The organism is Ancylobacter mangrovi (genome assembly GCF_024752335.1).
In the GTDB taxonomy this organism is placed as follows: domain Bacteria; phylum Pseudomonadota; class Alphaproteobacteria; order Rhizobiales; family Xanthobacteraceae; genus Ancylobacter; species Ancylobacter mangrovi.
In genome coordinates this window covers 813,796-835,250 of record NZ_JANTHY010000001.1, presented here as the reverse complement: position 1 = coordinate 835,250, position 21,455 = coordinate 813,796, and the positions used below count along the sequence as shown (strand labels likewise).

Below are 21,455 nucleotides of genomic sequence, written 5' to 3'. Positions count from 1 at the left end.
TGCAGGATGATCAAGGAGAGCGACCATGGCTGACCGCCCCATCCCGTTCTCGGCGCCCATGGCGCGCGCTCTGCTCGCCGGCGCGAAGACGCAGACGCGGCGGACCATCAAGCCTCAGCCCACGGTACGGCCTAATGGCGCTTGGTCGTGGGATGGCCGCAACGGCGGGTTTGTCGGCTCATCAGGAACCCATGTCGAAGAGGGCTTCCCCGAATCCGCTCGGTATTGGTCGCGCATCCAGCCCGGCGACCGCCTCTGGGTCCGCGAGGCCTACTTCCAGCGCGGTCATTGGGAGCCCGTTCCCGGAGGGGTCACGCGCAAGGGCGGCCGACAGAAGTGGCGATTCGTTCCCGATGATGACGTCGTCCTGTTCGACCCACCGCCGGTCTATCGGAAAGGGCGACATCAGTCTGATCCAGCCACGCCGGCTTGGCACCAGCGCCTCGGTCGCTTCATGCCGCGTCGCCATTCCCGCCTCACCCTGATCGTGACAGACGTGCGCGTTCAGCGCTTGCAGGAGATCAGCGAGGAGGATGCGCGGGCAGAGGGAGTCCTGCCACTCCCAAGCGGCCGGTTTCATTGTGGATACGACGAGGAAGGCGAAGTGACGTCGCGATCGGCGATCACGGCCTACGGGTGGCTCTGGAACGCCATTAACGGCGAAGATGCGTGGGCCGCCGACCCTTGGGTCGCCGCCTATACCTTCACCGTCCACCGCCATCACATCGACCTCGCGGGAGCGGCCCATGGATGAACTCCGCTCCGCTCTCATCGCGCTACTGGTTGTCAACCGCTACCAAATCTCGGGTTTCGTGCTGGGGCTGCTGATCTGCCTGGCCAGCATGCTCTTCTTTCGCGCCTTGGCGCGGCGGCGGCGGGACCGGGACGATGGCTGAACCGCGCCGTCTCCAGCTCACGAAGATCGCAGGCCGCACCATCGTGCCGGCCGGTGCCGTGAGGGTCGATCGCGCCACCCGGTGGCGCCCGCCATTCTGGCTCGATCACTGCTATGTCGAGTACCTGCTGAAGGCTCGAGGATGGCTGCCGACGCAGGCGAACCGATACGGGGTTCTTGCCTACCTGTATCGCGTCTGGCTTGCCGGCGGCCTTGTAAGCGGCGATTTCCATTACGATGGCTTCCGGGCCCGCCACTTCGACCAACCGCCGCCGCTGCCCCCGTCGCAGGATGAGATTGATCGGCACCTTCGAGGTCGCAACCTCGCCGACTGGCCGAAGCCCGGATGCCCCTGCGTCGGCGATGTCCTTCTGTCGATCGCCAACCGTGGACCCGATGGCACGCCGTTCCCGACGGCGTCGGATGCCTATCGACCGGCACGCATGCCGCGTTCGGGCAGTTCGCGCCGCAGCGACAACTATCAGATTACACGCTTTGGACGGTGAGCATGGCGTTCCGGATCGAGACGGGCGTCAGGCCCAACCTCAAGAGCGCACGTCGCAAGCGTCAGCGCCCGCTCCCGGCGCCGAGGGCCCGCCTGAAGGACGAGACCCATCTGCGGATCCTGCGCCAGCTCCCGTGCCTCGTAAGCGGCACGGCGCCCGCCGGCGAGGCCGCCCATATCCGCTACGCCAGCGCGCTGCACGGCAAGGGCATTACCGGGATCGGAACGAAGCCTGACGACAAATGGGCAGTGCCGCTGTGTGTCTGGCTTCACACGATGAGCTCGGGAGCCCAGCACCGCGATGGCGAGGAATGGTGGTGGGAGGAGAGAGGCATCGATCCTCTCTTCATCGCGGCGCAGCTCTATGCCGTCTCCGTCGCCATGCGCGACGCCAAGGTGCCCGAGCATGACGTCGTGCGCCAGCTCACCCGGATGGTGATCGATTTCCGAAGGAACGTGGGGTGAAGACGTCATGCTGATCAAGCACATTAGCGGCGCAACCCGCATCATCGACGCGAGCCAGGGCTATGTGGGCCTGTCGCTCCGCGACGAGCCGGTCCACTGCACCGTGAACGGACCCGCCACGCCCAGCATGGTGACCGCGTGGGAGCCGACACCGGACGAGATCACCCGCATCAACGCCGGCGCGCCGGTCCTGCTGCGCGTGCTCGGCGTTACCCATCCCCCTGTCATGATCGAAGTCGGAGAGGTGCCATGAGCCATAATCGGCTGAGCATGTCCGGCCGGCCGATGCCGGACGACGACGTGCATGCCTGCTTCATCTGTGGCGAGCCGTTCGTCGACGGACAGATGGTCATCGTGGATGTGACGGAGGGGCTCTGCCATCGCGCCTGCTGCGGCGAGGATCGCGAAAGCTACGTCCGCGACATCGATACGTGCGAGCCGCTGGGGCGGGACGATCCGATCCCGGCCGGCGATCCCTACCGTTCGGAGGACTTCGCATGAGCGCCGATCTTACCTTCGCCGAGCTGCAGGCCGCGAACCTCGCCCGTCAGGCCGAATGGTGTCCCGATGATCTTCCCGATCTGTCGTTCCGGGGCAACGAACTGGCCGGCGAGGTCGGGGAGGCATGCAACGTCATCAAGAAGCTGGAGCGCGCCCGCCACGGCTGGCGCGGATCACGCGCCTCGCTCGATCAGCTCGCCGAGGAACTGGCCGACGTCGTGATCTGCGCGAACCTCGTCGCCATCACCGCCGGCATCGACCTCGGCGCCGCCGTGATCCGCAAATTCAATGCGACGTCGATGGCGAACGGCTTGCAGACCAAGCTCCAGGCCGAACCCATGGGGTGCCTAACGCCCGGAGGCGTCGATGTCGGCTGACTCGCACAACGCCCTCGCCAACGATTTCGTGCGCAGGATCCTCGCCGAGGTCGTCCGCGACGGTGGGAACGACGTGGCGATCATGGTTGTCGCGGAAACGGTGCTGCTCGGCGCAGTCGTCTCCTGCGAGCATCTCTACGGCGTCACCCGCCGCGCGTCGGTCGAACGGCTCAATGCCCTCGTCGAGCGCGTGGAAGATCGGCTTGGAGGGATCGAGACATGAAGGCGGTCGATGCAGCCGGTATTGCGCCGACCGATCCGATACGCCTTTCGGTCGCCGCCGCGCTCGCCTTCCCCGACGGGACGATGAAGGTTGCCGGCTTGCGGCGCGAGGGCGCCCGCGGCAATCTCGCCATCACGCGCATCGCCGGCAAGGATTACACCACCCTCGCCGCTATCCAGGAGATGATCGAGAAATGCCGCGTCGTGCCAAGGGAGCGCGCCTCTGGCTCCGGCCGGCCCGGCGAAATGCGGAAGGCCGCATCACCCATGCCCCAACATGGATCATCCTCGACGGACAGCGGCAATATCCCACTGGTTGCGGCGCTCAGGATCGTGGACAGGCTGAGCGGACGCTCTCCGAATACATCGCCGCCAAATACGAACCGCCACGGCGCGACCGTGAGCTCGAGGCGATCCCCGTCTCGGACGTGATCGCGATCTATCTGCGTGATCGCGGCGAGCTGCAAGCCAATCAGAAGGCTGTCGCCGAGCGCTGTCGGCGGCTTCTTATGTGGTGGGGCGACAAGAGCCTCGCCGATGTCTCCTCCGGCACCTGCCGCGCCTATGTCGAGGACCGCCGTAAGGCCGGCGGCGCGCGGCGCGACCTCGAGGATCTGCGCGCGGCCATCCAGTATCATGCCCGGGAAGGCCTGCATCGGGGCGAGGTGCGCGTGACGCTACCCGACAAGGGCCCTGCCCGGGAACGCTGGCTCACGCGGGACGAAGCCGCCGCCCTGCTATGGGCGTGCTGGCACGCGCGGGAGAAACAGCGTCGCTCACACAAGAGGCTACCCGGCGAGTCCCTGCCGACCCGAAAATACACCATGCGCCATCTGGCGCGCTTCATACTGATCGGGCTCTACACCGGCACCCGCGCCGGCGCGATCGCGTCCGCGAGTTGGGCAGCAGCTTCCGGCCGGTCATATGTCGACGTCGAGCGCGGTGTGTTCTACCGACTGCCGCAAGGGGCGAAGGCCACCAAAAAGCGCCAACCGCCCGTCCCTATCCCCGACCGCCTGCTTGCCCATATCCGCAGGTGGAAGGAGACCGGCGTCTCGCGCGAATACCTGGTCGAGTATCACGGCGCGCCGGTAAAGTCGGTCAAGGTCGCCTTCGCGCGCGCCGTCGACCTCGCCGGGCTCGACGGGAAGATCACTCCCCACACACTGCGCCACACGGCGGCAACCTGGTTGATGCAAGCCGGTGTCCCGATATGGGAAGCCGCTGGCTTCCTCGGCATGTCGCCGGAGATGCTGGAGCGCACTTATGGGCACCATCACCCCGATCATATGAAGGGTGCCGCGCGGGCTCTCAGCATCGGCGCCAATAAAACGCCAATGAAACGCGTGAACCAAAAGCGAACATCTACCCCCGGAGCCGCCTAGGTTCGCACGGTTTCATGCGGGTTTGCGGAGAAAGCAGCGCGCTCATAACGGTCTGGTTGCAGGTTCGAGTCCTGCCGGGCCCACCAGCATTCTCAACAGCTTAGCTGGTGCGCGCCTCAGTCTGGATCGTTTCCACCAACGAAATGACCAACGATTGAGGCAGAAATAATCATGGTGACTGATACCCTCTCTCACGGGCGTCGCGTCCCGTATCGGCCGATTCATGGTTGAGGCAGACGCCGGATAAGGGGCGAGGGTCACGCCACCTCCTTGCCTCCGGCAGCGCCGTCCCCCTACCATAATGGGGGAAGTCGGGTTTGGAGACCATATGAGGCAAGGCTGGGTAGTGCGCGCCGAGCGCGGCGGGCGGCTCTATGACGTGTTCAAGGACAATGCCGTCATCGCCATAGGTTGGCGTGAGATCGGTCCGCTGACGGAGCTGAAGACGCGCGCGAAGATCGCCGCTCGAATCGCCACCACCTGGCCGGAATGGAAGCCGCAAGCCGTGGCCATGTCGGCCGGCCAGCTTCATCGCTTCCGCAGCGAGATGAAGATCGGCGATCCTATCGTCACCTACGACCCGGGCCGCCGCGTCTATCTCGTCGGCGAGATCACCGGCGACTATCGCTGGGATCCCAGCATCGAGATCGGTTATCCGAATGTTCGATCTGTCGCATGGCAGGGAGAAGTCTCGCGCGATCTCCTCTCCGTGCGCAGCCGCAACAGCCTCGGCGCGATCTCGACGCTCTTCCAGCTGTCGGCCGACGTGATCGAGGATCTCCTCCGGGCACTCAAGTCGCACCAGCCGGCGAAAGCCGACCTCGCCGCCTCCGTCGAGATCGCGGAGGAGGACGTATTCAAGAACATCCAGGAGAAGGCGATCGAATTCACAAAGGACCGTGTCCATGCGCTGGACTGGTCCGACCTGCAGGAGCTTGTCGCCGGCCTGCTTCGCGCCATGGGCTATAAGACGCGCGTGTCCCCGGCCGGCGCCGATCGGGGCAAGGACATCGTCGCCTCGCCTGACGGTTTCGGTTTCGAGGCGCCGCGCATCGTCGTCGAGGTCAAGCACCGGCACGGAGCCATCGGCTCACAGGCGATCCGCAGTTTTCTGGGCGGCCGTCATCCGCAGGACAAGGGTCTCTATGTCTCAACCGGCGGCTTCTCCAAAGACGCGCTCTATGAAGCGGAGCGCGCCAGCATCCCGTTGTCCCTGATGACGATCGACGATCTGGTCGAGGCCGTGATCCAGAATTACGACCGCCTCGATATCGAGACCCAGCAGCTTCTGCCGCTGAAGCGCATCTACTGGCCCGCGTGACTCTGGACCCGAAAGCCACTGAAAGATGAGATCTTTTGGTGGCTACCGGAAACCTCCCCGCAGCAACACGGCCGACGCTACCCACCGATCATCGCCGCGATGCGCAGGCAGCACTCCAGGGCCTGAAGGCCGGCGATCGCCGTGATGCCGAGGCCGACGAACAGCATGGTCCGCCGCCGCCCGGCGACATCGTCGCGCTCTTCGTGTCCGGCGAGCGGTATGCTGAAGCCGCGATAGAGGAACAGTCCCGCCATCGGCGCGAGGATGAGGGTCAGGGCCAGCTCGATCGCGTCCGCCGCCGAGGTGCCGGCGCGACCCAGCAGGGCCGTCACCAGCAGGGCGAGGAAGCCGGTCCGTGACCAGGAGAGCGCGGTGCGCTCGGGCTGGAGGCCGCGATCCTTCACGTCTCCGTCTCCCGCCATAAACGTCAGCTCGTGATCACGAGCCACGCCAGCGCGATCGCCAGCAGCGCCGTGATCGTGGCGAGGATGGGCAGCAGCAGGCTGCGCGGCAGATCGGCCTCATGCCGCATCGCGTTCTCGGCGCGGGCCCAGCGCGCATAGGCCACCGCGCCGAGCGCCCCGCCGACGCAGAACAGCACCAGCGCCAGTGACAGCCGCGTCAGCGGCGAGCCGAGATGCGAGGCGAACTGGTCGACGCCGACCGCGCCGGCGATGAGGGCGAGCGCCGTGCGTATCCAGGCGAGGAAGGTCCGCTCATTGGCAAGGGAAAACCGGTAGTCGGGCCGGGTGCCCGTCTGCCACCATTTCATTCGCGTTCACCTGTTCGTTCGTCCGGCCGGCTTTGAGGGACCGCCCGGACACTCCGCGTGCTCCTCGCGCCCGCGAGCCGCGCCGGCGAGGCGCGTCGATCCGCCCCTCGCCGGCTCACATCCGCCGGTCGGCAGCGCGCCGCTAGGGGCGGTCGAGCAGGATGACCTGCCCTTCGCTCGGCCGAACCCGGATCCGCTCGCCGTTCCGGATCAGTTGCGTGACGTCGCCGTCCTCGAAGCGGTCGACCAGCGACAGCGCGGCGAGCGCGGCCCCCTGCGCGAGGATCGGATTGACGCGGTTGAACACGAACGCGGCCGGCTTGACGTCGCGCGAGGCCATCTCGTTCAGCATCCAGGCCGAGGCCACGCCGCCCTTCACGTTGTTCAGCACCAGGATCCGCTCGCGGTAGTCCTGGCCGAAGAGCTTGTGCGCCGGGCGCGAGAACACGCCCTTGATGCGGTCGAGATCGTAGCGCGCGCTGAAATCGTCGGAAGCGACGAGGGCGATGCCCTCGACATCCGGCCCGATGCCGGGGTGGCAGAGGAGTGTCTGGGCCATCACAGCACCTTTCCGGCGACGGCGCTGTCGACGCAGCGCTCCATGGTGGCGAGCGTCGGCTTGTAGCCGTAGCCGCCGATGATGTTCACGAGCTTGGCGGAGTTCGACATGAGGCGGCTCCAGCCGTTGGCCTCGGCCATCTCGCGCGCATAGCTCTGGTAGAAGCACACGCCCGAGAGGACGATGCCTCCCGCCCCCTCGATCCGGCGGGTGAGGCCCATCCGGTCGGCGGCGAACTTGATCTCGGGCGAGGTGGCGGCAATCAGCGTGGTGCCGGCATGGACCTGCCGGCCGTCCAGCAGGTTCGCCACCTTCTCGAGCTCGATCAGCGAAAGCTGCGGCGCCGAGAAGACCACCACGTCGACCTTGTCGCCGCGCGCGGCATAGCCCTCATAGACGCTGGCGATATCCTCCGACGTGATCGTCGAGGCAGGCGGCGGCGGGCCGTCGAACGCGTCGGCCAGCGTCGGCGCGTCGGGGGTGACGCCGGGCATGTGGAACATGGCCACCGAGCCGAAGCTCGCCAGCGCCGCGCCGAAGTGCTTCAGGTCGTCCGAGGACGGGGCGTTCTCGATGCCGGTGATCACCGGCACCGACCAGTAGCTGCCCGAGCGCTTGCCGACCACCGCGCCGAGCGCGCCCCATTCGCTGAAGTCCTTCGGCTGGTGGCGCAGCTCGAACAGCTTGGTACCGAGCCGGTTCCTGTCGAGATGATAGCCGTAGCGCGGGGTGCGCCCGGTCAGCCCGGCGGCGATGGCGGACGGGCCGCCCTCGAAGTTCGAGCGGGCGCCGAACACGGCGTTGGAATAGATGACCACGCCGGTGTCGCCAAACGCCACGTGCTCGCCCCGCACCGGCGGCAGGATGGTCTGGTAGTTGATGCACGTATTGGTCATCAGCACGCCCATGGCTTCGAAGGCGCGGATCGCGCGCTCCTCGAGGCTCGCCATGTCGTCGGTCTGGTGCAGCCGCTTATAGGCCGCGAAGTCGACGCCGCGCGGGTCGGTGATCGTGGGAATGCGCACGCGCCGCTCGGCTTCCGGCATCGCAGCGATGTCGGAGAGCCAGCGCACCCCGGCCTCGCCCAGGCTCTCCGGATCGGCCATGACGTGGGCCTGGTCGACCGGGACCATGTCCTCGGCATCGAAAAACTTGCCGACTTCGATCTGGTGGCGGATCGCCCACTGGCGGGCACGGCCGCCCTCGCCTGCAAGCAGGGCGCGTTCTTCTTCGTTGAGCTTCATTTCATCTGTCCTGGAAGCCAGAGGATTATCTGGGGCAAAAAGAAAATCAGGTAGAGGAAGGCGATCTGGATGCCGATGAAGGGCAGCACCCCGCGCGCGAGCCTTTCCAGCGGAATCCGGCTGATGCCGTGGATGGTGAAGAGGTTGATGCCGACCGGCGGCGAGATCTGCGCGATCTCCATCGCCATGATGGCGAAGATGCCGAAGGTCAGCGGGTCCATGCCGATCGTCGCCGCGACCGGAAAGAAGATCGGCACCGAGATCAGCAGCATGGCTGCGGATTCGAGGAACATGCCGAGCAGCAGGTAGACGAGGACGATCAGCGTGATCGTCACCAGCGAGCCGCCCGGAACCTGGGTGATGCTCTGGGCGATGATCTGCGGCACCTGCTCGTAGGTCAGGTAGTGGGCGAAGTACTGCCCGAACACGATCAGCATCATCAGCATGACCGTGGTGCGGGTCGCGGCCAGCACCGCGGCCACCAGCTTTCCGACGTCGAGGCGCCGCTGCAGCAGGCCGAGCCCGACGACATAGACCACCGCCAGCGCGCCCACCTCGGTCGGCGTGAACAGGCCGAGATAGATGGCGCCGATGATGACCGGCGGCAGCAGCAGCACGCCGATGCTGCCCCGCAGCAGCGGCCAGCGTTCGCTGCCGTCGCCCGCGGCGGCGACCACCTCCGGCCGCGACCACAGCGCATAGCCGGTGAAGGCCGCCATCATCAGGATTCCCGGCACGATGCCGGCAATGAAGAGCTGGCCGATCGAGGTGTCGGTGATGATGCCGTAGAGGATGAGGGGAATGGAGGGCGGGATCAGGATGCCGAGCGTGCCGCCCGCGGCGACGAAGCCGCCCGCCCTCGCCTCGCCATAGCCCTGCTCGCGCAGCGCCGGCACGGCGACGAGGCCGACCGTGGCCGCGGTGGCGATGGAGGAGCCGCAGATGGCGGCGAAGATGCCGCAGGCCATGATGGTGGCGATGCCGGTGGCGTTGCGCAGCCGGCCGGCGAAGGCGTTGACCACCGCGAAGAGGTCGCGGCCCGCGCCGCTCTGCTGCATCACCGTCCCGGTCAGGATGAACAGGGGGATGGCGATGAGCTCGTAGACGTGGGTGGCCTGCCAGACCGTCTCGGTGAAGCCGTAGAGCGCCCCGTCGAGACCCTTGGACAGCACGAAGCCGAGGAAGCCCGCCACGGCCATGGCCACGAAGACCGGCAGGCTGGCGACCATGAGCAGCAGGAAGAGGAGTGTGATGGCGATTCCGCTTGTCATCATCAGCCCTCGAGCACGTCGGGATAGTCGTCGAGGAGGAGGCGGCGCAGTGCCTCCACCGCCAGCGACAGCCCGCCGAGCGGCATGGCGAGCTGGGCGATCCACAGCGGCGCGTCGAACAGCGTGCCGGAGGTAAAGCCCATCTCGTAGTTCTCGGCGACGTAGCCCGCCGACAGCCACGCCATCGCAAGCGCGAACAGGAACGTGACGAGGAAGGCGAAACGGTCCGCCCAGTGCCGCACCTTCGGCCCCGCCATGTCGACGAACATCATCATGCGGAAATGGGAGCCGCAGCGAAGCGCATAGGCATTGCCCAGGAACGCCGCGGCGATCATCAGGTAGAGCGAGACGTCGAAGACCCACACGCTCGGATGGCGCAGCGACCGGCTGATCGCGTCATAGGCGACCGGCACTGCGAGGATGGCGACGATCGTGGCGCTCGCCGTCGTCAAGACGCGCGCAACGATATCGAGTAGTCGGCTGATCATCGGTCCAGCTCCACCTCTTCGGATTTGCCGGGATCAGTGAACGGAGGTGACGAGAGACACCGTGTCCGCCGGGAACTCGCCCTTGATCTTCTCGCGATAGTCCTTGAGCGCCGCCTCCCAGGCGGCCCGCTCCGGCGTGCCGGGCTTCAGCTCGGAAACCTCGAGGCCGTGCTTGCGGGTATCGTCGAGATAGCGCTGGTAGCTCTCGGCGAGCTCCTTGTTGGTGACGTCGAGCGCGACCTGGGTGGATTCCAGCACCGCCTTCTTGACGTCGTCCGGCAGGCGCTCGAAGGAGCGGCGGTTCATCACATAGCCGTTGATCAGCGCGCCGAGCACGCCGCCGGTGCCGAGCGCGTATTGCGTGACCTCGTAGTGCTTGAGGCCATAAGCGCCCTGCAGGCCGCCGAGCGCGCCGTCGATCGCGCCGCGCTGGAGCGCGGAATAGACGTCGGCGACGCCCATGGTCACGGGCGCGGCGCCGAGCGCCTGCAGGCTCTGCGAGGCACCCTTCGAATAGGCGCGCAGCGTGTGGCCCTTGAGGGAAGCGGGATCGCGGGCGTCGAACTTGGAGAACAGCGCCGGCGCGCCGATGTCGAACAGCGACAGCAGCTTGGTGTTCTGCTTGGCGAGCAGCTGCTCGAAATGCTGGAACAGCGGCTTGCCGGGCTGCAGCTCGGCCTGCGCCTGGTCCATGGTCAGCGTCCAGAGCGGGCTCGCCGTGATGGCGACCTGCGGGACGCGGCCGACCCAGTTGTCGAGCGTGGTGAGCGAGATGTCCACCTGGCCGCCGGGAATGGCGCTCGGCACGAAGGCCTGCTTCACCATCGTGTCGTCCGGAAAGTACTTCCATTCGACCTTGCCGTTGGTGCGCTTCACGACCTCGTCCATGAATACCTTGGCGTAGGTCTTCACCTGCGGATGCGAGGACGCGCCCCAGGTGGCGAGGCTGAGCGTGATCTTGTCCTGCGCGAGCGCAGGCGTGACGAAGAGCGTCGCCGCGAGTGCGACGGCGAGCTTGACGGTCGATTTCATTGATTTTCCTCCCGGATCTGAAATGCCCCTCTTCGTGGGGGCCTCACAGGTTGAAGTCTGGCGAGAACCCTGGCGGTGGCGAAAAGCCGAGATCTCCCCGTGCGATGACGGCCTCGCGTCCGCCGGCGAGGCGGAGTTGTTCGCCCTGGCGCGCCTTGGCGCGCAGGTCGGTATCGTCGGGATCGCAGATGGCGTAGAGCTCGGCGCGCAGCCGCCCGAGCACGTGCGAATGGGCGGGGTCGCCCGCAAGGTCGTTCAGTTCCTGAGGGTCGGCCTCGAGGTCGAACAGCTGCGCGGGATGATCGACGTAGTGGACATATTTGTACCGGCCGTCGCGCAGCATGTAGAAGCCGGCCTTCGAGCCCATGCCGTGATACTCGGCGAAGGCGACCCGCCCCTCGGACCGCTCCCGCGCCACCTGCGCGAGATCCTCGCCCGGCCAGTCGGCCGGCCGGTCCTCGCCGGCCCACGACAGGATACTCGCCGAGAGGTCGACGAGAGACACCGGCGCCTTCACCCCCTCCCCGGCACCGAGGCCAGGCCCCGCCGCGATCAGCGGCACCGAGACCGCCTCCTCATACATGGTCGACTTGCCCCAGAGGCCGCGCGCGCCGAGATTGTCGCCATGGTCGGACACGTAGACGACGCGGGTGGTCTCCGACAGGCCGGTCGCCTCGAGCATTTTCAGCAGCTTGCCGATGTTCTCGTCGAGAAAGCCGACCAGCCCGTAATAGCCGGCGAGCGCGCGGCGGACGTCGTCGCGCGAGGCGAAATGCTCGTCATAGGCGAAGCATTCGGCATATTCGCGCAGATAGGGATGGGCCGGACGGGCCTCTTCCTCGTAGAGCTTGGGCCATTCGAGGTTGGGATCGTCGTAGTAGCGGTAATAGTGCTCGGGCGGCGCGGTGAGCGGGAAATGCGGCGCCACGAAAGAGACGAACAGCACCCAGGGCTTCTCGTGAGGGCGGGCCGCCGCCTCGCGCAGCCAGGTCTGGGCGCGGGCGGCGATGTCGCGGTCGTAGAAGGTGTAGCTCGACTCCCCCGGCCCCGCGAGCCGGGCCATCTTCCACGAGCCCTTGCGCTTGGGCAGCTCGTCGCGCACCAGGCCGAGAAGGTCGCCCTTCTCTTCGACCACATGCATGGGAATGAGGCTCTGCGTGAAACCGTAATCGTCGGCGGCGCTGCGGAAATGCAGCTTGCCGATCGAGCTCACCTCATGGCCGCCGGCGCGAAGAATGTGATGCCAGCTCGGCCGCGTGCCGTCATAGGGATCGGCGTTGTCCCAGTGCCCGATGTCGTGGACGTAGCGCCCGCAGGCGAAGGAAGCGCGCGCCGGCACGCAGACCGGGCAGTTGGTATAGGCGGCCTCGAAGAGCGTTCCCCGGGCCGCGAGCGCGTCGATGTTCGGCGTCGCGACAACCCGGTTACCATAGCACCCGGCGATCGCCTTATTGTGCTCGTCCGACATAATGATGAGGACGTTCGAGGCGGCGGGCATTGGCGTTCGCTCCTCATTATTCTATTTATAATGCTACAATGCTATATAGCAATGCGGACGCCGTGACAATGCCTGTTTCCACCGCCGAACATAGCCTTCCGCTCGAAGCGATCCGCGACCTCGCTCACCGCGACGTCTCGGGAAGGGCCAAATATGCTGTGTTCACCGAGTGCCTGCGCACCATGATCCTGGGCGGCAGCCTGCCCGCCGGCGCCCGCCTGCCGACCGAGCGCGAGCTCGCCACGCTGAGCGGGCTGAGCCTCGGCACGGTGCAGCGCTCGCTGCGCAGCCTGGTGGAGGAAGGCTACCTCACCCGCGCCCCGAAGGTCGGCAGCTTCGTCACCGAGCGCACGCAGATCCGCCAGCCCTGGCACTGCCGTTTCCTGAGCGACGACGGCAAGACCGTGCTGCCGGTGTCGCCCACCACGCGGCGCCGGCTGGTGACGAACGAGGTCGGCCCGTGGACCAAGCATCTCGGCCCGGCGGCGGGCGGCTATCTCTATATCGAGCGCAATTTCGACGTGGCCGGCGAGTTCTCGGTGGACAGCCGCTTCTGGGGCGACGCCAACCGGCTGTCGGCGCTAAGGCTCGGCCATATGGCGCAGCTCGACGGCGAGAACCTGAAGCATCTCATCGCCAGCAAGTGCCACCTGCCGGTGACCCGCGTCGTCCACAAGCTGCGCTACGCCGTCAGGGAGCGCGAGCCGGCGAGCCTCATCCTCACGGCGCTGACATGGAGCCACGGCGCGCCGCTCTACTATCAGGAGTTCCGGATCCCGCCCAACGGCCGGGAGCTGCTGGTCAGCGACGAGCTCGACCAGCATTTCGGCTTCGGCGGCGAGAACCCGCCGCACGAGGGCTGAGCTAGCGCCCGCGCCCCGCTGAAGGCGCCATCCGCCGCCGGGATCAGGGGGCGCCGTCGGACTGGACGAACTCCTTCGCCCAGTCGGCCCGCACGAAATGCGGCGCCATCTCGTCGGTCACCTCCGGCGTGCGGGTGTCGACATAGCCGGTCCATCCCCCGCCCAGCGCCTTGTTGAGCGACACGTAGTCGGTCGTGATCGCGACCTCGCTCTGGAGATAGGAATCCTCCGCCGAGTAAAGCGAGCGCTCGGCGTCGAGCACGTCGAGGAAGCTGCTGGAGCCCGACTGGTAGAGGGCGCGCGCGAGCGAGGCGGCCTTGCGGTAGGAGGTCGCCGAGGTCGCGAGGCTGCGGCTCTTGCGGCGCTCATGCTGCAGGGCGACGCTGGCGTTCTCCACGTCCTGCAATGCCGTCAGCACCGCGGAGCGATAGGCGATGAAATATTCGTCGCGCTCGGCCTGTGCGTATTCCACCGCGGCCTTGAGTTGGCCGGCATTGAAGATCGGGACGCTGAGGCTTGGGCCGAAGCTCCAGCTGATGGTGGAGTTCTTGCCGAGATCGCCGACATTGGTCGCCGAGGTCGAGACGTCGCCGACGAGGCTCACATCGGGATAGCGCGCCGCCTCGGCCTGGCCGACCTTGGCCGTGTACTGCGCGAGCTGGCGCTCGGCGAGCCGCACGTCTGGCCGCGCGAGCAGCACGTTCGCCGGCACGCTCTTCGGGATCGGCAGGCGCGGCTTCGGGATCGGCCGGCTGCGCTTCATCAGGTCGTTCAGCGAGGACGGCGGCTGGCCGAGCAGGATGGCGAGCTGGTGCAGGGTCTGCTGATAGGACGATTGCAACCCGGGGATATCGGCCTCGGTGCTCGCGGCCTGGCCCTCGGCGTTGGCGACGTCCAGCGCCGTCGCCGTGCCTGCCTCCAGCTTGGTACGCGTCAGCGCCGCGGTCTCGCGCTGGGAGGCGGCGGTGCGCTGGGCCAGCGCGATCCGCGCCTGATAGCCGCGCGCCTCGACATAATAGGTCGCGACGTCGCCGATCAGCACCAGCAGCGTGTTGCGCAGGTTCTCCTCGGCCGCGTCGAGGCCGTAGGTCGCCGCCTCGGCGCTGCGGCGGTTGGCGCCGAACAGGTCCAGCTCCCAGCTCGCGTCGAGCCCGAGATCGAAGGAATCGAACGGACCGGAGACGGTGATGTCGCCGCTCTGCGCCGAAACGTTGCTGCCATTGTCGGCGCGCGTATAGGAGCCGTCCCCGGTCACCACCGGCGCCAGCGCCGCGAGAGCCTGCCGGCGCGTCGCCCGCGCCTCGCGCACCCGCGCCTTGGCGGTCGCCACGTCGAGATTGCCGGCCACGGCCCGCTCGATGAGGCCGTCGAGCGTCTTGTCGTTCAGCCGCTCCCACCAGCGCGCGAGATCGGGGGGAAGATTGTCCGGCTCGGTCCCGTTGGCGCTGACCGTGGGATGGGCAGATCCCCATTTCGCCGGGAACTGCAAGGACGGCGCCTGGTAGTCCGGCCCCACGGCGCAGCCGCCGAGCAGGCTGGCGAGGAACAGAAGCGCGACGAGGCGGGGCGCCGGAAGGCGCCACCCGTCCTGGGCGGGCGGGCGAGGCGGAATCCCCATGAGCGCACCTGTGCAGTGGGATGGAATGAGGGCGGATCGGTTCAACGGGGCGGCTCCGGCGTTGCGTCGGTCGCGGGGGGATGCGGGGGAACAAGGCCCTGCCCTTCGGGCCCGGTCCGGTCGGCCTTCTTGCGGAACACGCGGCTGACGGCGACGAACAGCAGCGGCACGAAGAAGATGCCGAGCACCGTCGCCGCGATCATGCCGCCCATCACGCCGATGCCGATGGCGTTCTGCGCCCCCGAGCCCGCCCCGCTGGCGATGGCGAGCGGCGTCACGCCGAGAATGAAGGCGAAGGAGGTCATCAGGATCGGGCGCAGGCGCTGGCGCGCGGCGTCGAGCGTGGCCTCGACCAGCCCGAGGCCATGGGCTTGGCGCTCGATGGCGAACTCGACGATCAGGATCGCGTTCTTCGCCGCCAGGCCGATCGTGGTGAGCAGGCCGACCTTGAAGTAGACGTCGTTGGTCTGGCCGAAGAGATGGGCGGCGAGCAGCGCCCCGAAGATGCCGATCGGTACCGAGAGCATCACCGCGAACGGGATCGACCAGCTCTCATACAGCGCCGCGAGGCACAGGAACACGACCAGCACCGAGATCGCGTAGAGCGCTGTCGCTTGGTTGGACGACAGCCGCTCCTGGTTCGACAGGCCAGTCCATTCATGGCCGTAGCCGGCCGGTAGCGCGGCGACGATCTCGTCGATCGCGTCCATCGCGTCGCCCGAGCTCACGCCCTGCGCCGCCTGCCCCTGGATCTCCACCGCCGAGGAGCCGTTGAACCGCTCCAGCCGCGGCGAGCCGTAGGTCCAGCGGCTCGAGGCAAAGGAGGAGAACGGCACCATGTCGCCGGCCGAGTTGCGCACATGCCACTTGCCGAGGTCGGCCGGCTGCATGCGGAAATCGGCGGCGGACTGGAGGTAGACCTTCTTCACCCGCCCGCGGTCGATGAAGTCGTTGACGTATTCGCTGCCCCAGGCGATCGACAGCGTGTCGTTGATGTCGGAGAGCGACACGCCGAGCGCGCTCGCCTTCTCCTGGTCGATGTCGATGACGAATTGCGGCTCGTCCTCCTGCCCGTTCGGGCGGGTATTGGCGAGGCGCGAATCGGATGCCGCCTTGGCGAGCAGTGCGTCGCGCGTGGCGATCAGCTTCTCGTGGCCGGCGCCGTTGATGTCCTGAAGGTAGAAGCTGAAGCCGTTGGTGTTGCCCATGCCCTGGATGGCGGGCGGCGCGAGGGCGAACACCTGGGCGTCGCGGATCCTGGAGAAGGCGGCCATCGCCCGGCCGGCCACGGCGGTGGCCGAGAGATTGGCGGACTTGCGCTCGTCGAAGGGGCGCAGGCGTGCGAAGGCGATGCCGACATTCTGTCCCTGCCCGCCGAAGCCGAAGCCGGCGACGGTCATGATGCCCTCGACCGCGTCCTTCTCGTCCTCCAGATAATGTCGCGTGACTTGGTCGAGCACCTTCTGGGTGCGGTCGGCGGTGGCGCCGACGGGGAGTTGCACGCTGGTGAGCAGGATGCCCTGGTCCTCCTGCGGCAGGAAGGACGAGGGAAGCTTGCTGAACATCCACCCCATGGCGATCGTGATGGCGAGGAAGACGACGAGGAAGCGCCCCGAACGGGCGAGGATCCCCGCCGTCCCGCGGCGATAGGCGCCGGTTCCGCGTTCGAAGCCGCGGTTGAAGGCGCCGAAGATGCCGCGCTTCTCGCTGCCGTGCCTGGGCGCGCGAAGGATCGAGGCACAGAGCGCCGGGGTGAGGATCAGCGCCACCAGCACCGACAGCACCATGGCGGTGACGATGGTCACCGAGAACTGGCGGTAGATCACCCCGACCGAGCCGCCGAAGAACGCCATCGGCACGAACACCGCCGACAGCACGGTGGCGATGCCGACCAGCGCGCCGGTGATCTCGTCCATCGACTTGCGCGTCGCCTCCTTCGGCGGGAGGCCCTCCTCCTCCATCACGCGCTCGACGTTCTCGACCACGACGATGGCGTCATCGACCAGCAGGCCGATGGCGAGCACCATGGCGAACATGGTGAGGGTGTTGATCGAGTAGCCGAGCGCGGCGAGCACGCCGAACGTGCCGAGCAGCACGACGGGGACCGCGATGGTCGGGATCAGCGTGGCGCGGATGTTCTGCAGGAACACGAACATCACCACGAAGACCAGCGCGATCGCCTCGAACAGGGTGCGCACCACCTCCTCGATGGAGAGCACCACGAAGGGCGTCGTGTCGTAGGGATAGACGACCTCCACCCCCTCCGGGAACGTGCCGGAGAGGCGCTGGATGGTCGACTTCACCGCCTCGGCGGTCGATATCGCATTGGCGCCGGTCGCGAGGTTGATGGCGAGGCCCGCTGCCGGCTTGCCGTTGTAGTGCGAGGATGTGGTGTAGCTCTCCGCGCCGAGTTCCACGGTCGCGACGTCGTTCAGCCGCACCAGCGAGCCGTCGGTCGTGCTCTTGAGGATGATGTTGCGGAACTGCTCGGCGGTCTGCAGGCGGCTGCGCGCGGTTACGGTGGCGTTGAGCTCCTGGCCCCTGCGCTGCGGCAGCCCGCCGAGCTGGCCGGCGGAGACCTGCGTGTTCTGCGCCTCGATCGCCGTGGCGACGTCGCCGGGCATGAGCTGGTACTTGGCCAGCTTGTCCGGGTCGAGCCAGATGCGCATCGCGTAGCCGGCGCCGAACAGCCGGGTCGAGCCGACGCCCTCGACCCGCTTGAGCGTGTCGTTCAGCGTGGAATTGACGTAATCGGCGAGATCGACCGAGGACATCTTGCCGTCGGACGACACGAAGCCGATCACCATCAGGAAGCCGTCGGAAGCCTTGTTGACCTCGATGCCGCTGGTCTGGACGATGGTTGGAAGCTGCGAGGTGACGAGCTGCAGCTTGTTCTGCACCTGCATCTGCGCGACGTCGGGATCGGCGGCGCTGGTGAAGGTGAGCGTGAGGCTGGCCTCGCCGGTGGAGGTCGAGGTGGCCGACATGTAGTCGAGATTGTCGATGCCGGTCATGCCCTGCTCGATGATCTTGGTCACCGAGTTCTCGACCGTCTGGGCGTCAGCACCCGGATAGGACGCGGTGATGCTGACCGTGGTCGGCGCGATCTGCGGGTATTGAGCGATCGGCAGGCTGCGCAGCGCCAGAAGGCCGCCCAGCATGATCAGGATGGCGATGACCCAGGCGAAGACCGGGCGGTCGATGAAGAACCGGGACATGGCGACCTCAGTTCTCGGCCGAGGTCGACGTGCCGGCGGCCCCGTCGGCCGTGGCGCCCCCGCCTGCCGCCTCCTTCTTCGCCGCCTCGTCCTTCTTCGCCGGCGCGGCCGTCGAACGCTGGCCTCGATCGCTGACTTCGCCCGTCGTGTCGTCCACCACCACGCTGACCGGCGTGACCTGCAGCCCCGGCTTGGCGAACTGGCTGCCCTCGACGATGACGCGGTCGCCGTCGGCGACGCCGCTCTCCACCAGCCAGCTGTTGCCCACATTGCGGCTGATGGTGAGCACGCGCTGCTCGACCTTGTCGTCGGCGTCGACGACGAGCGCGACCGGCTCGCCCTTGGTGTTGCGGGTCACACCGCGCTGCGGCACCAGGAAGCTGTTGGGCGCGACGCCTTCCTCGACGATGGCGTGCACATACATGCCGGGCAGCAGCAGGCGGTCGGGATTGGGAAACCGGGCGCGGACTAGATAGGTGCCGGTGGTCTCGTCGACATTGGCGGAGGAGAATTCCAGCGTCCCCGCATGGGGATAGAGCGTGCCGTTGTCGAGCTTCAGGCGCACCTGCACGTTGTCGCCGCTGATCTTGATGCGCCCGTCGCGGATCGCCTGGCGCAGGTTCAGAAGGTTGGTGCTCGACTGGGTGACGTCCACATTGATCGGATCGAGCGTGCGGATGGTGGTCAGCGCCGTGTCCTGGCTCGCCGTGACCAGCGCTCCCGGCGTGAGCGAGGATTTGTCGATGCGCCCGCTGATGGGTGCGGTGATGCGGGTGAAGTCGAGATTGATGCGCGCGGTGTCGACGGCGGCCTTGTTGACCGCGACGTCCGCCTTGGCCTGGGCGAGCGAGGCGACGGCGTCGTCATAGTCCTGCTTGCTGACCGCGTTCTGCTTGATCAGGTTCTGGTAGCGGTCGACCTTGGACTGCGCGCTGGGAACCAGCGCCTCCGCCTTCTGCAGGCTCGCGACCGCGCTGTCATAGGAGGCCTGATAGCTCGCCGGATCGATCTGGTAGAGCGGATCTCCGGCCTTGACCTCGCTGCCTTCCTGGAAGAGCCGCTCCTTGATGATGCCCGCGACCTGCGGGCGCACCTCGGCGACCAGCGAGGCCGTGGTGCGGCCCGGCAGCTCGGCGGTGATCGCGACCGACTGGGGATGCACCGTCACGACGCCGACCTGCGGGCGCTGCTGCCCCCCGCCCTGCTGCTGGCCCGAAGTCTCCCGGCCGTCACACCCGCCAAGGACAAGAAATGCGAGGCAGGCGGCCGCCGCGAGGGCCGGCCGCATCCTGGGGGTGGACATTTGCGCGTTTGATCCAAATATTGATACTATCAGTACCCATATTCTTCCATCGCGGGCTCTGTCAATTGTCCGCAAGAGGCAGGCAGGCCTCGGGGGGCAGATCATGCTGGACGAACTGGCTCACAGCCGGGACGCTTCGCCGCGCAGGCGCGGGCGTCCGAAGCAGGCGCCGGACGAGGAGCGCCGCGCCGGAATCGTGGCCATGGCCTACGCCATGTTTCGCGAGCTGGGCTATGCGCAGCTCACCACCGATGCGGTCGCGGCGCGCTGCCACATCTCGAAGCGCACGCTCTACCGGCTGTTCCCCAACAAGGGGGCGCTGGTCGCTGCCATCATCGACACCCATCGCCGGCAGTTGATCGCCCTGCCCGGCGACTATGACGACCTGTCGCCGATCGAGGCGCTGGAGCGCATCTTCGTGAACGAGGTGGAGGACGAGCACGACCGCGAGCGGTTCGCCTTCCTCAAGCTATTGTTCATCGAGGCGGCGCAGAACCCCGAGCTCGACCAGATCGTGCGCCTGCACGGGCGGGACGTGGCGCTGGGCCTGCTGGAGGACTGGATCGCCCGCGAGGTCGAGCTCGGCCGCCTCCGGGTACCCGACGCGCACGGCGCCGCGCGCATGCTGATGGACCTGGTGGCCGGAGCGACCATGCCGGCCCGCACGGGTCCGGTGGAGTGGCCCGGCAGCGCCGCGCGGCGGGCCTATGTCAGCGAGTGCATCCGGCTGTTCGTCAACGGCGCCGCCCCGCGCCACTGACCCGGCCGCGTCAGGCCGGCAAGGGTGCGGGCGCGCCGCGCGAAACGACGCATCTCGCCCGGTACTGGCGCGGCGAAAGGCCGAACGCGTTGCGGAACTCGCGCGAGAAGTGCGCCGCGTCGGAAAAGCCGCAGTCGAAGGCGATCTCGGTGATCGAGCGCGGGCTGTTCTCCAGCATCCAGCAGGCATAGTCCTTGCGGAGCTGGCGCTGGAACGAGGCCGGCGAAGCGCCGAGGGCGGCGCTGAAGGCCCGTTCGAGCTGGCGCGCGGAACAGCCGACATAGCGGGCGACGGCTTCCATCGAAGGCGGATCGTCCAGCCGCTGCTCCATGAAATGGACCGCCTGATGCACCCGCGAATCCGCCACGCCCGACAGGTCCGCGAAGAAATGCGGCTGCGGCAGCGAGGAGGGACGCATGCCCTGCAGCATCATGTGGCGCACCGCCTGGTTGGCCTTGGCCGACCCGCAATGGCGCGAGATCAGATAGAGGCCGAGGTCGATCGCGGCGGTGGAGCCGGCGCAGGAGAGAAGGTCGCCCTCGTCGACGAAGAGCTTGTCGGTGACCGCGTCGAGCGTGGGGAACTGGGCATGAAACGCCTCGAGCACGTTCCAGTGCACGCAGACCGTGCGCTTCTGCGCGAGGCCGGCCTGCGCGATGGCGAAGGTGCCCGTGCACACGCCGATGAGCCGCACCTTGCGCGCGGCGGCGAGCCGCAGATAGTCGAGCAGCGCGGCGGGCTGGCGCTCGTTGAGATAGTCGTTGCCCCCGCACACCGCGACATAGTCGAACTGCGCGGGATCGAGCAGCGGCGAACTGTCGGAGATCACCACCCCGCAGCTCGCCCGGCGCGGCGTGCTGTCGAGGCTCATCACCTTCCACGAGGCATGGATCTGCCGGCTCCGCCCGCCATGGTCGGCGGCGAGGCGCAGCGCGTCGATCAGCCCGCCAAAGGCGGCGAGCGTGAACTGGTCGAGCAGCACGAAGCCCACGCGCAACGGCGAGACGCGCGCCGGACCGGGCCGGAAGCCGGGCCTCTCGGCAGGGACGCTCGGGTAAGGTGGGGGCTGCAGCATGTCGCCCATATCAAAGTTTCTGGCCTGATACTGCAAGCCGCCGCTGCTTCAGGGGACAATTATCCGGTCGCCTGTACATGGAG

Annotated in this window: 25 protein-coding genes; 13 read left to right on the top strand and 12 right to left on the bottom strand. The window is 67.4% G+C overall.

Annotated features, from left to right (window positions below):
* The first annotated feature begins 25 nt into the window (after positions 1 to 25).
* The 11 genes from NVS83_RS04055 to NVS83_RS04005 all read left to right on the top strand — a co-directional run bounded on the left by NVS83_RS04055 (position 26) and on the right by NVS83_RS04005 (position 5,671).
* Complete coding sequence (locus NVS83_RS04055; protein ID WP_258738167.1) at positions 26 to 754, top strand: ASCH domain-containing protein; 729 nt, start codon at positions 26 to 28, stop codon at positions 752 to 754.
* The gene (locus NVS83_RS04050) at positions 747 to 896 is read left to right on the top strand and encodes a hypothetical protein (RefSeq protein WP_258738166.1); all 150 of its coding nucleotides are present in this window, start codon (positions 747 to 749) and stop codon (positions 894 to 896) included. The genes NVS83_RS04055 and NVS83_RS04050 overlap by 8 nt, the downstream gene beginning before the upstream one ends.
* Positions 889 to 1,401: a DUF4326 domain-containing protein gene (locus NVS83_RS04045; protein ID WP_258738165.1), complete on the top strand. Its 513-nt coding sequence runs from the start codon at positions 889 to 891 to the stop codon at positions 1,399 to 1,401. Before NVS83_RS04050 ends, NVS83_RS04045 begins: the two co-directional genes overlap by 8 nt.
* A gap of 2 nt (positions 1,402 to 1,403) precedes the next feature.
* A complete protein-coding gene (locus NVS83_RS04040) occupies positions 1,404 to 1,865 on the top strand; it encodes a hypothetical protein (protein WP_258735074.1) in 462 nt (153 codons plus the stop codon).
* Between the two features lie 7 nt (positions 1,866 to 1,872).
* A complete protein-coding gene (locus NVS83_RS04035) occupies positions 1,873 to 2,118 on the top strand; it encodes a hypothetical protein (protein WP_258738164.1) in 246 nt (81 codons plus the stop codon).
* On the top strand, positions 2,115 to 2,366 hold the full coding sequence (locus NVS83_RS04030) for a hypothetical protein (protein ID WP_258738163.1): 252 nt from the start codon (positions 2,115 to 2,117) through the stop codon (positions 2,364 to 2,366). The genes NVS83_RS04035 and NVS83_RS04030 overlap by 4 nt, the downstream gene beginning before the upstream one ends.
* On the top strand, positions 2,363 to 2,743 hold the full coding sequence (locus NVS83_RS04025) for a MazG-like family protein (protein ID WP_258738162.1): 381 nt from the start codon (positions 2,363 to 2,365) through the stop codon (positions 2,741 to 2,743). The genes NVS83_RS04030 and NVS83_RS04025 overlap by 4 nt, the downstream gene beginning before the upstream one ends.
* Positions 2,733 to 2,966 (top strand): PIN domain-containing protein, encoded by a 234-nt coding sequence (locus NVS83_RS04020; RefSeq protein WP_258738161.1) that lies wholly within the window; start codon positions 2,733 to 2,735, stop codon positions 2,964 to 2,966. The genes NVS83_RS04025 and NVS83_RS04020 overlap by 11 nt, the downstream gene beginning before the upstream one ends.
* Positions 2,963 to 3,397, top strand: coding sequence for an excisionase (locus NVS83_RS04015; protein WP_258738159.1), 435 nt, complete (start codon positions 2,963 to 2,965; stop codon positions 3,395 to 3,397). Before NVS83_RS04020 ends, NVS83_RS04015 begins: the two co-directional genes overlap by 4 nt.
* Complete coding sequence (locus NVS83_RS04010) at positions 3,394 to 4,350, top strand: tyrosine-type recombinase/integrase (protein ID WP_258738158.1); 957 nt, start codon at positions 3,394 to 3,396, stop codon at positions 4,348 to 4,350. Before NVS83_RS04015 ends, NVS83_RS04010 begins: the two co-directional genes overlap by 4 nt.
* Before the next feature lie 328 nt (positions 4,351 to 4,678).
* Complete coding sequence (locus NVS83_RS04005; RefSeq protein ID WP_258738157.1) at positions 4,679 to 5,671, top strand: restriction endonuclease; 993 nt, start codon at positions 4,679 to 4,681, stop codon at positions 5,669 to 5,671.
* A 77-nt stretch (positions 5,672 to 5,748) separates the two neighbouring features.
* Here the strand turns inward: NVS83_RS04005 and NVS83_RS04000 are convergent, their stop codons facing one another.
* From NVS83_RS04000 to NVS83_RS03965, 8 genes are all read right to left on the bottom strand, one after another.
* The gene (locus NVS83_RS04000) at positions 5,749 to 6,075 is read right to left on the bottom strand and encodes a DUF202 domain-containing protein (protein ID WP_258738156.1); all 327 of its coding nucleotides are present in this window, start codon (positions 6,073 to 6,075) and stop codon (positions 5,749 to 5,751) included.
* Between the two features lie 23 nt (positions 6,076 to 6,098).
* Positions 6,099 to 6,443: a YidH family protein gene (locus tag NVS83_RS03995; protein WP_258730696.1), complete on the bottom strand. Its 345-nt coding sequence runs from the start codon at positions 6,441 to 6,443 to the stop codon at positions 6,099 to 6,101.
* A 142-nt stretch (positions 6,444 to 6,585) separates the two neighbouring features.
* The gene (locus NVS83_RS03990) at positions 6,586 to 7,002 is read right to left on the bottom strand and encodes an aconitase X swivel domain-containing protein (RefSeq protein ID WP_258730698.1); all 417 of its coding nucleotides are present in this window, start codon (positions 7,000 to 7,002) and stop codon (positions 6,586 to 6,588) included.
* A complete protein-coding gene (locus tag NVS83_RS03985; RefSeq protein ID WP_258738155.1) occupies positions 7,002 to 8,246 on the bottom strand; it encodes an aconitase X in 1,245 nt (414 codons plus the stop codon). Before NVS83_RS03985 ends, NVS83_RS03990 begins: the two co-directional genes overlap by 1 nt.
* Positions 8,243 to 9,520: a TRAP transporter large permease gene (locus tag NVS83_RS03980; RefSeq protein ID WP_258730700.1), complete on the bottom strand. Its 1,278-nt coding sequence runs from the start codon at positions 9,518 to 9,520 to the stop codon at positions 8,243 to 8,245. Before NVS83_RS03980 ends, NVS83_RS03985 begins: the two co-directional genes overlap by 4 nt.
* Positions 9,520 to 10,005, bottom strand: coding sequence for a TRAP transporter small permease subunit (locus tag NVS83_RS03975; protein ID WP_258738154.1), 486 nt, complete (start codon positions 10,003 to 10,005; stop codon positions 9,520 to 9,522). Before NVS83_RS03975 ends, NVS83_RS03980 begins: the two co-directional genes overlap by 1 nt.
* 33 nt (positions 10,006 to 10,038) lie before the next feature.
* A complete protein-coding gene (gene dctP / locus NVS83_RS03970; RefSeq protein ID WP_258730702.1) occupies positions 10,039 to 11,037 on the bottom strand; it encodes a TRAP transporter substrate-binding protein DctP in 999 nt (332 codons plus the stop codon).
* Positions 11,038 to 11,080: 43 nt separating this feature from the next.
* The gene (locus tag NVS83_RS03965) at positions 11,081 to 12,535 is read right to left on the bottom strand and encodes a sulfatase family protein (RefSeq protein WP_258738153.1); all 1,455 of its coding nucleotides are present in this window, start codon (positions 12,533 to 12,535) and stop codon (positions 11,081 to 11,083) included.
* A gap of 68 nt (positions 12,536 to 12,603) precedes the next feature.
* Between NVS83_RS03965 and NVS83_RS03960 the strand changes: the two genes are divergently transcribed.
* The gene (locus NVS83_RS03960; protein WP_258738152.1) at positions 12,604 to 13,398 is read left to right on the top strand and encodes a GntR family transcriptional regulator; all 795 of its coding nucleotides are present in this window, start codon (positions 12,604 to 12,606) and stop codon (positions 13,396 to 13,398) included.
* A gap of 43 nt (positions 13,399 to 13,441) precedes the next feature.
* Here NVS83_RS03960 and NVS83_RS03955 read toward each other — a convergent pair whose 3' ends face one another.
* From NVS83_RS03955 to NVS83_RS03945, 3 genes are read right to left on the bottom strand one after another with little or no spacing between them, the layout of a single operon-like run.
* The gene (locus tag NVS83_RS03955; RefSeq protein ID WP_258738151.1) at positions 13,442 to 15,016 is read right to left on the bottom strand and encodes an efflux transporter outer membrane subunit; all 1,575 of its coding nucleotides are present in this window, start codon (positions 15,014 to 15,016) and stop codon (positions 13,442 to 13,444) included.
* Positions 15,017 to 15,057: 41 nt separating this feature from the next.
* Positions 15,058 to 18,234 (bottom strand): efflux RND transporter permease subunit, encoded by a 3,177-nt coding sequence (locus NVS83_RS03950; RefSeq protein WP_258738150.1) that lies wholly within the window; start codon positions 18,232 to 18,234, stop codon positions 15,058 to 15,060.
* 7 nt (positions 18,235 to 18,241) lie between these two features.
* The gene (locus NVS83_RS03945; RefSeq protein ID WP_258738149.1) at positions 18,242 to 19,537 is read right to left on the bottom strand and encodes an efflux RND transporter periplasmic adaptor subunit; all 1,296 of its coding nucleotides are present in this window, start codon (positions 19,535 to 19,537) and stop codon (positions 18,242 to 18,244) included.
* 202 nt (positions 19,538 to 19,739) lie between these two features.
* Here NVS83_RS03945 and NVS83_RS03940 point away from each other — a divergent pair, with 202 nt between their 5' ends.
* Positions 19,740 to 20,297, top strand: coding sequence for a TetR/AcrR family transcriptional regulator (locus NVS83_RS03940; RefSeq protein WP_258730708.1), 558 nt, complete (start codon positions 19,740 to 19,742; stop codon positions 20,295 to 20,297).
* A gap of 10 nt (positions 20,298 to 20,307) precedes the next feature.
* On the opposite strand, the gene NVS83_RS03935 is transcribed toward NVS83_RS03940, so the two are convergent.
* A complete protein-coding gene (locus NVS83_RS03935) occupies positions 20,308 to 21,381 on the bottom strand; it encodes a GlxA family transcriptional regulator (RefSeq protein ID WP_258738148.1) in 1,074 nt (357 codons plus the stop codon).
* Positions 21,382 to 21,455: the final 74 nt, after the last annotated feature.

Bases quoted from the DNA above. Each gene is read 5' to 3' on its own strand.
- NVS83_RS04055 (WP_258738167.1), top strand. From the start codon at position 26: ATGGCTGACCGCCCCATCCCGTTCTCGGCGCCCATGGCGCGCGCTCTG.
- NVS83_RS04050 (WP_258738166.1), top strand. From the start codon at position 747: ATGGATGAACTCCGCTCCGCTCTCATCGCGCTACTGGTTGTCAACCGC.
- NVS83_RS04045 (WP_258738165.1), top strand. From the start codon at position 889: ATGGCTGAACCGCGCCGTCTCCAGCTCACGAAGATCGCAGGCCGCACC.
- NVS83_RS04040 (WP_258735074.1), top strand. From the start codon at position 1,404: ATGGCGTTCCGGATCGAGACGGGCGTCAGGCCCAACCTCAAGAGCGCA.
- NVS83_RS04035 (WP_258738164.1), top strand. From the start codon at position 1,873: ATGCTGATCAAGCACATTAGCGGCGCAACCCGCATCATCGACGCGAGC.
- NVS83_RS04030 (WP_258738163.1), top strand. From the start codon at position 2,115: ATGAGCCATAATCGGCTGAGCATGTCCGGCCGGCCGATGCCGGACGAC.
- NVS83_RS04025 (WP_258738162.1), top strand. From the start codon at position 2,363: ATGAGCGCCGATCTTACCTTCGCCGAGCTGCAGGCCGCGAACCTCGCC.
- NVS83_RS04020 (WP_258738161.1), top strand. From the start codon at position 2,733: ATGTCGGCTGACTCGCACAACGCCCTCGCCAACGATTTCGTGCGCAGG.
- NVS83_RS04015 (WP_258738159.1), top strand. From the start codon at position 2,963: ATGAAGGCGGTCGATGCAGCCGGTATTGCGCCGACCGATCCGATACGC.
- NVS83_RS04005 (WP_258738157.1), top strand. From the start codon at position 4,679: ATGAGGCAAGGCTGGGTAGTGCGCGCCGAGCGCGGCGGGCGGCTCTAT.
- NVS83_RS03995 (WP_258730696.1), bottom strand. From the start codon at position 6,443: ATGAAATGGTGGCAGACGGGCACCCGGCCCGACTACCGGTTTTCCCTT.
- NVS83_RS03990 (WP_258730698.1), bottom strand. From the start codon at position 7,002: ATGGCCCAGACACTCCTCTGCCACCCCGGCATCGGGCCGGATGTCGAG.
- NVS83_RS03985 (WP_258738155.1), bottom strand. From the start codon at position 8,246: ATGAAGCTCAACGAAGAAGAACGCGCCCTGCTTGCAGGCGAGGGCGGC.
- NVS83_RS03980 (WP_258730700.1), bottom strand. From the start codon at position 9,520: ATGATGACAAGCGGAATCGCCATCACACTCCTCTTCCTGCTGCTCATG.
- NVS83_RS03975 (WP_258738154.1), bottom strand. From the start codon at position 10,005: ATGATCAGCCGACTACTCGATATCGTTGCGCGCGTCTTGACGACGGCG.
- dctP (WP_258730702.1), bottom strand. From the start codon at position 11,037: ATGAAATCGACCGTCAAGCTCGCCGTCGCACTCGCGGCGACGCTCTTC.
- NVS83_RS03965 (WP_258738153.1), bottom strand. From the start codon at position 12,535: ATGCCCGCCGCCTCGAACGTCCTCATCATTATGTCGGACGAGCACAAT.
- NVS83_RS03960 (WP_258738152.1), top strand. From the start codon at position 12,604: ATGCCTGTTTCCACCGCCGAACATAGCCTTCCGCTCGAAGCGATCCGC.
- NVS83_RS03955 (WP_258738151.1), bottom strand. From the start codon at position 15,016: ATGGGGATTCCGCCTCGCCCGCCCGCCCAGGACGGGTGGCGCCTTCCG.
- NVS83_RS03950 (WP_258738150.1), bottom strand. From the start codon at position 18,234: ATGTCCCGGTTCTTCATCGACCGCCCGGTCTTCGCCTGGGTCATCGCC.
- NVS83_RS03945 (WP_258738149.1), bottom strand. From the start codon at position 19,537: ATGTCCACCCCCAGGATGCGGCCGGCCCTCGCGGCGGCCGCCTGCCTC.
- NVS83_RS03940 (WP_258730708.1), top strand. From the start codon at position 19,740: ATGGCCTACGCCATGTTTCGCGAGCTGGGCTATGCGCAGCTCACCACC.
- NVS83_RS03935 (WP_258738148.1), bottom strand. From the start codon at position 21,381: ATGGGCGACATGCTGCAGCCCCCACCTTACCCGAGCGTCCCTGCCGAG.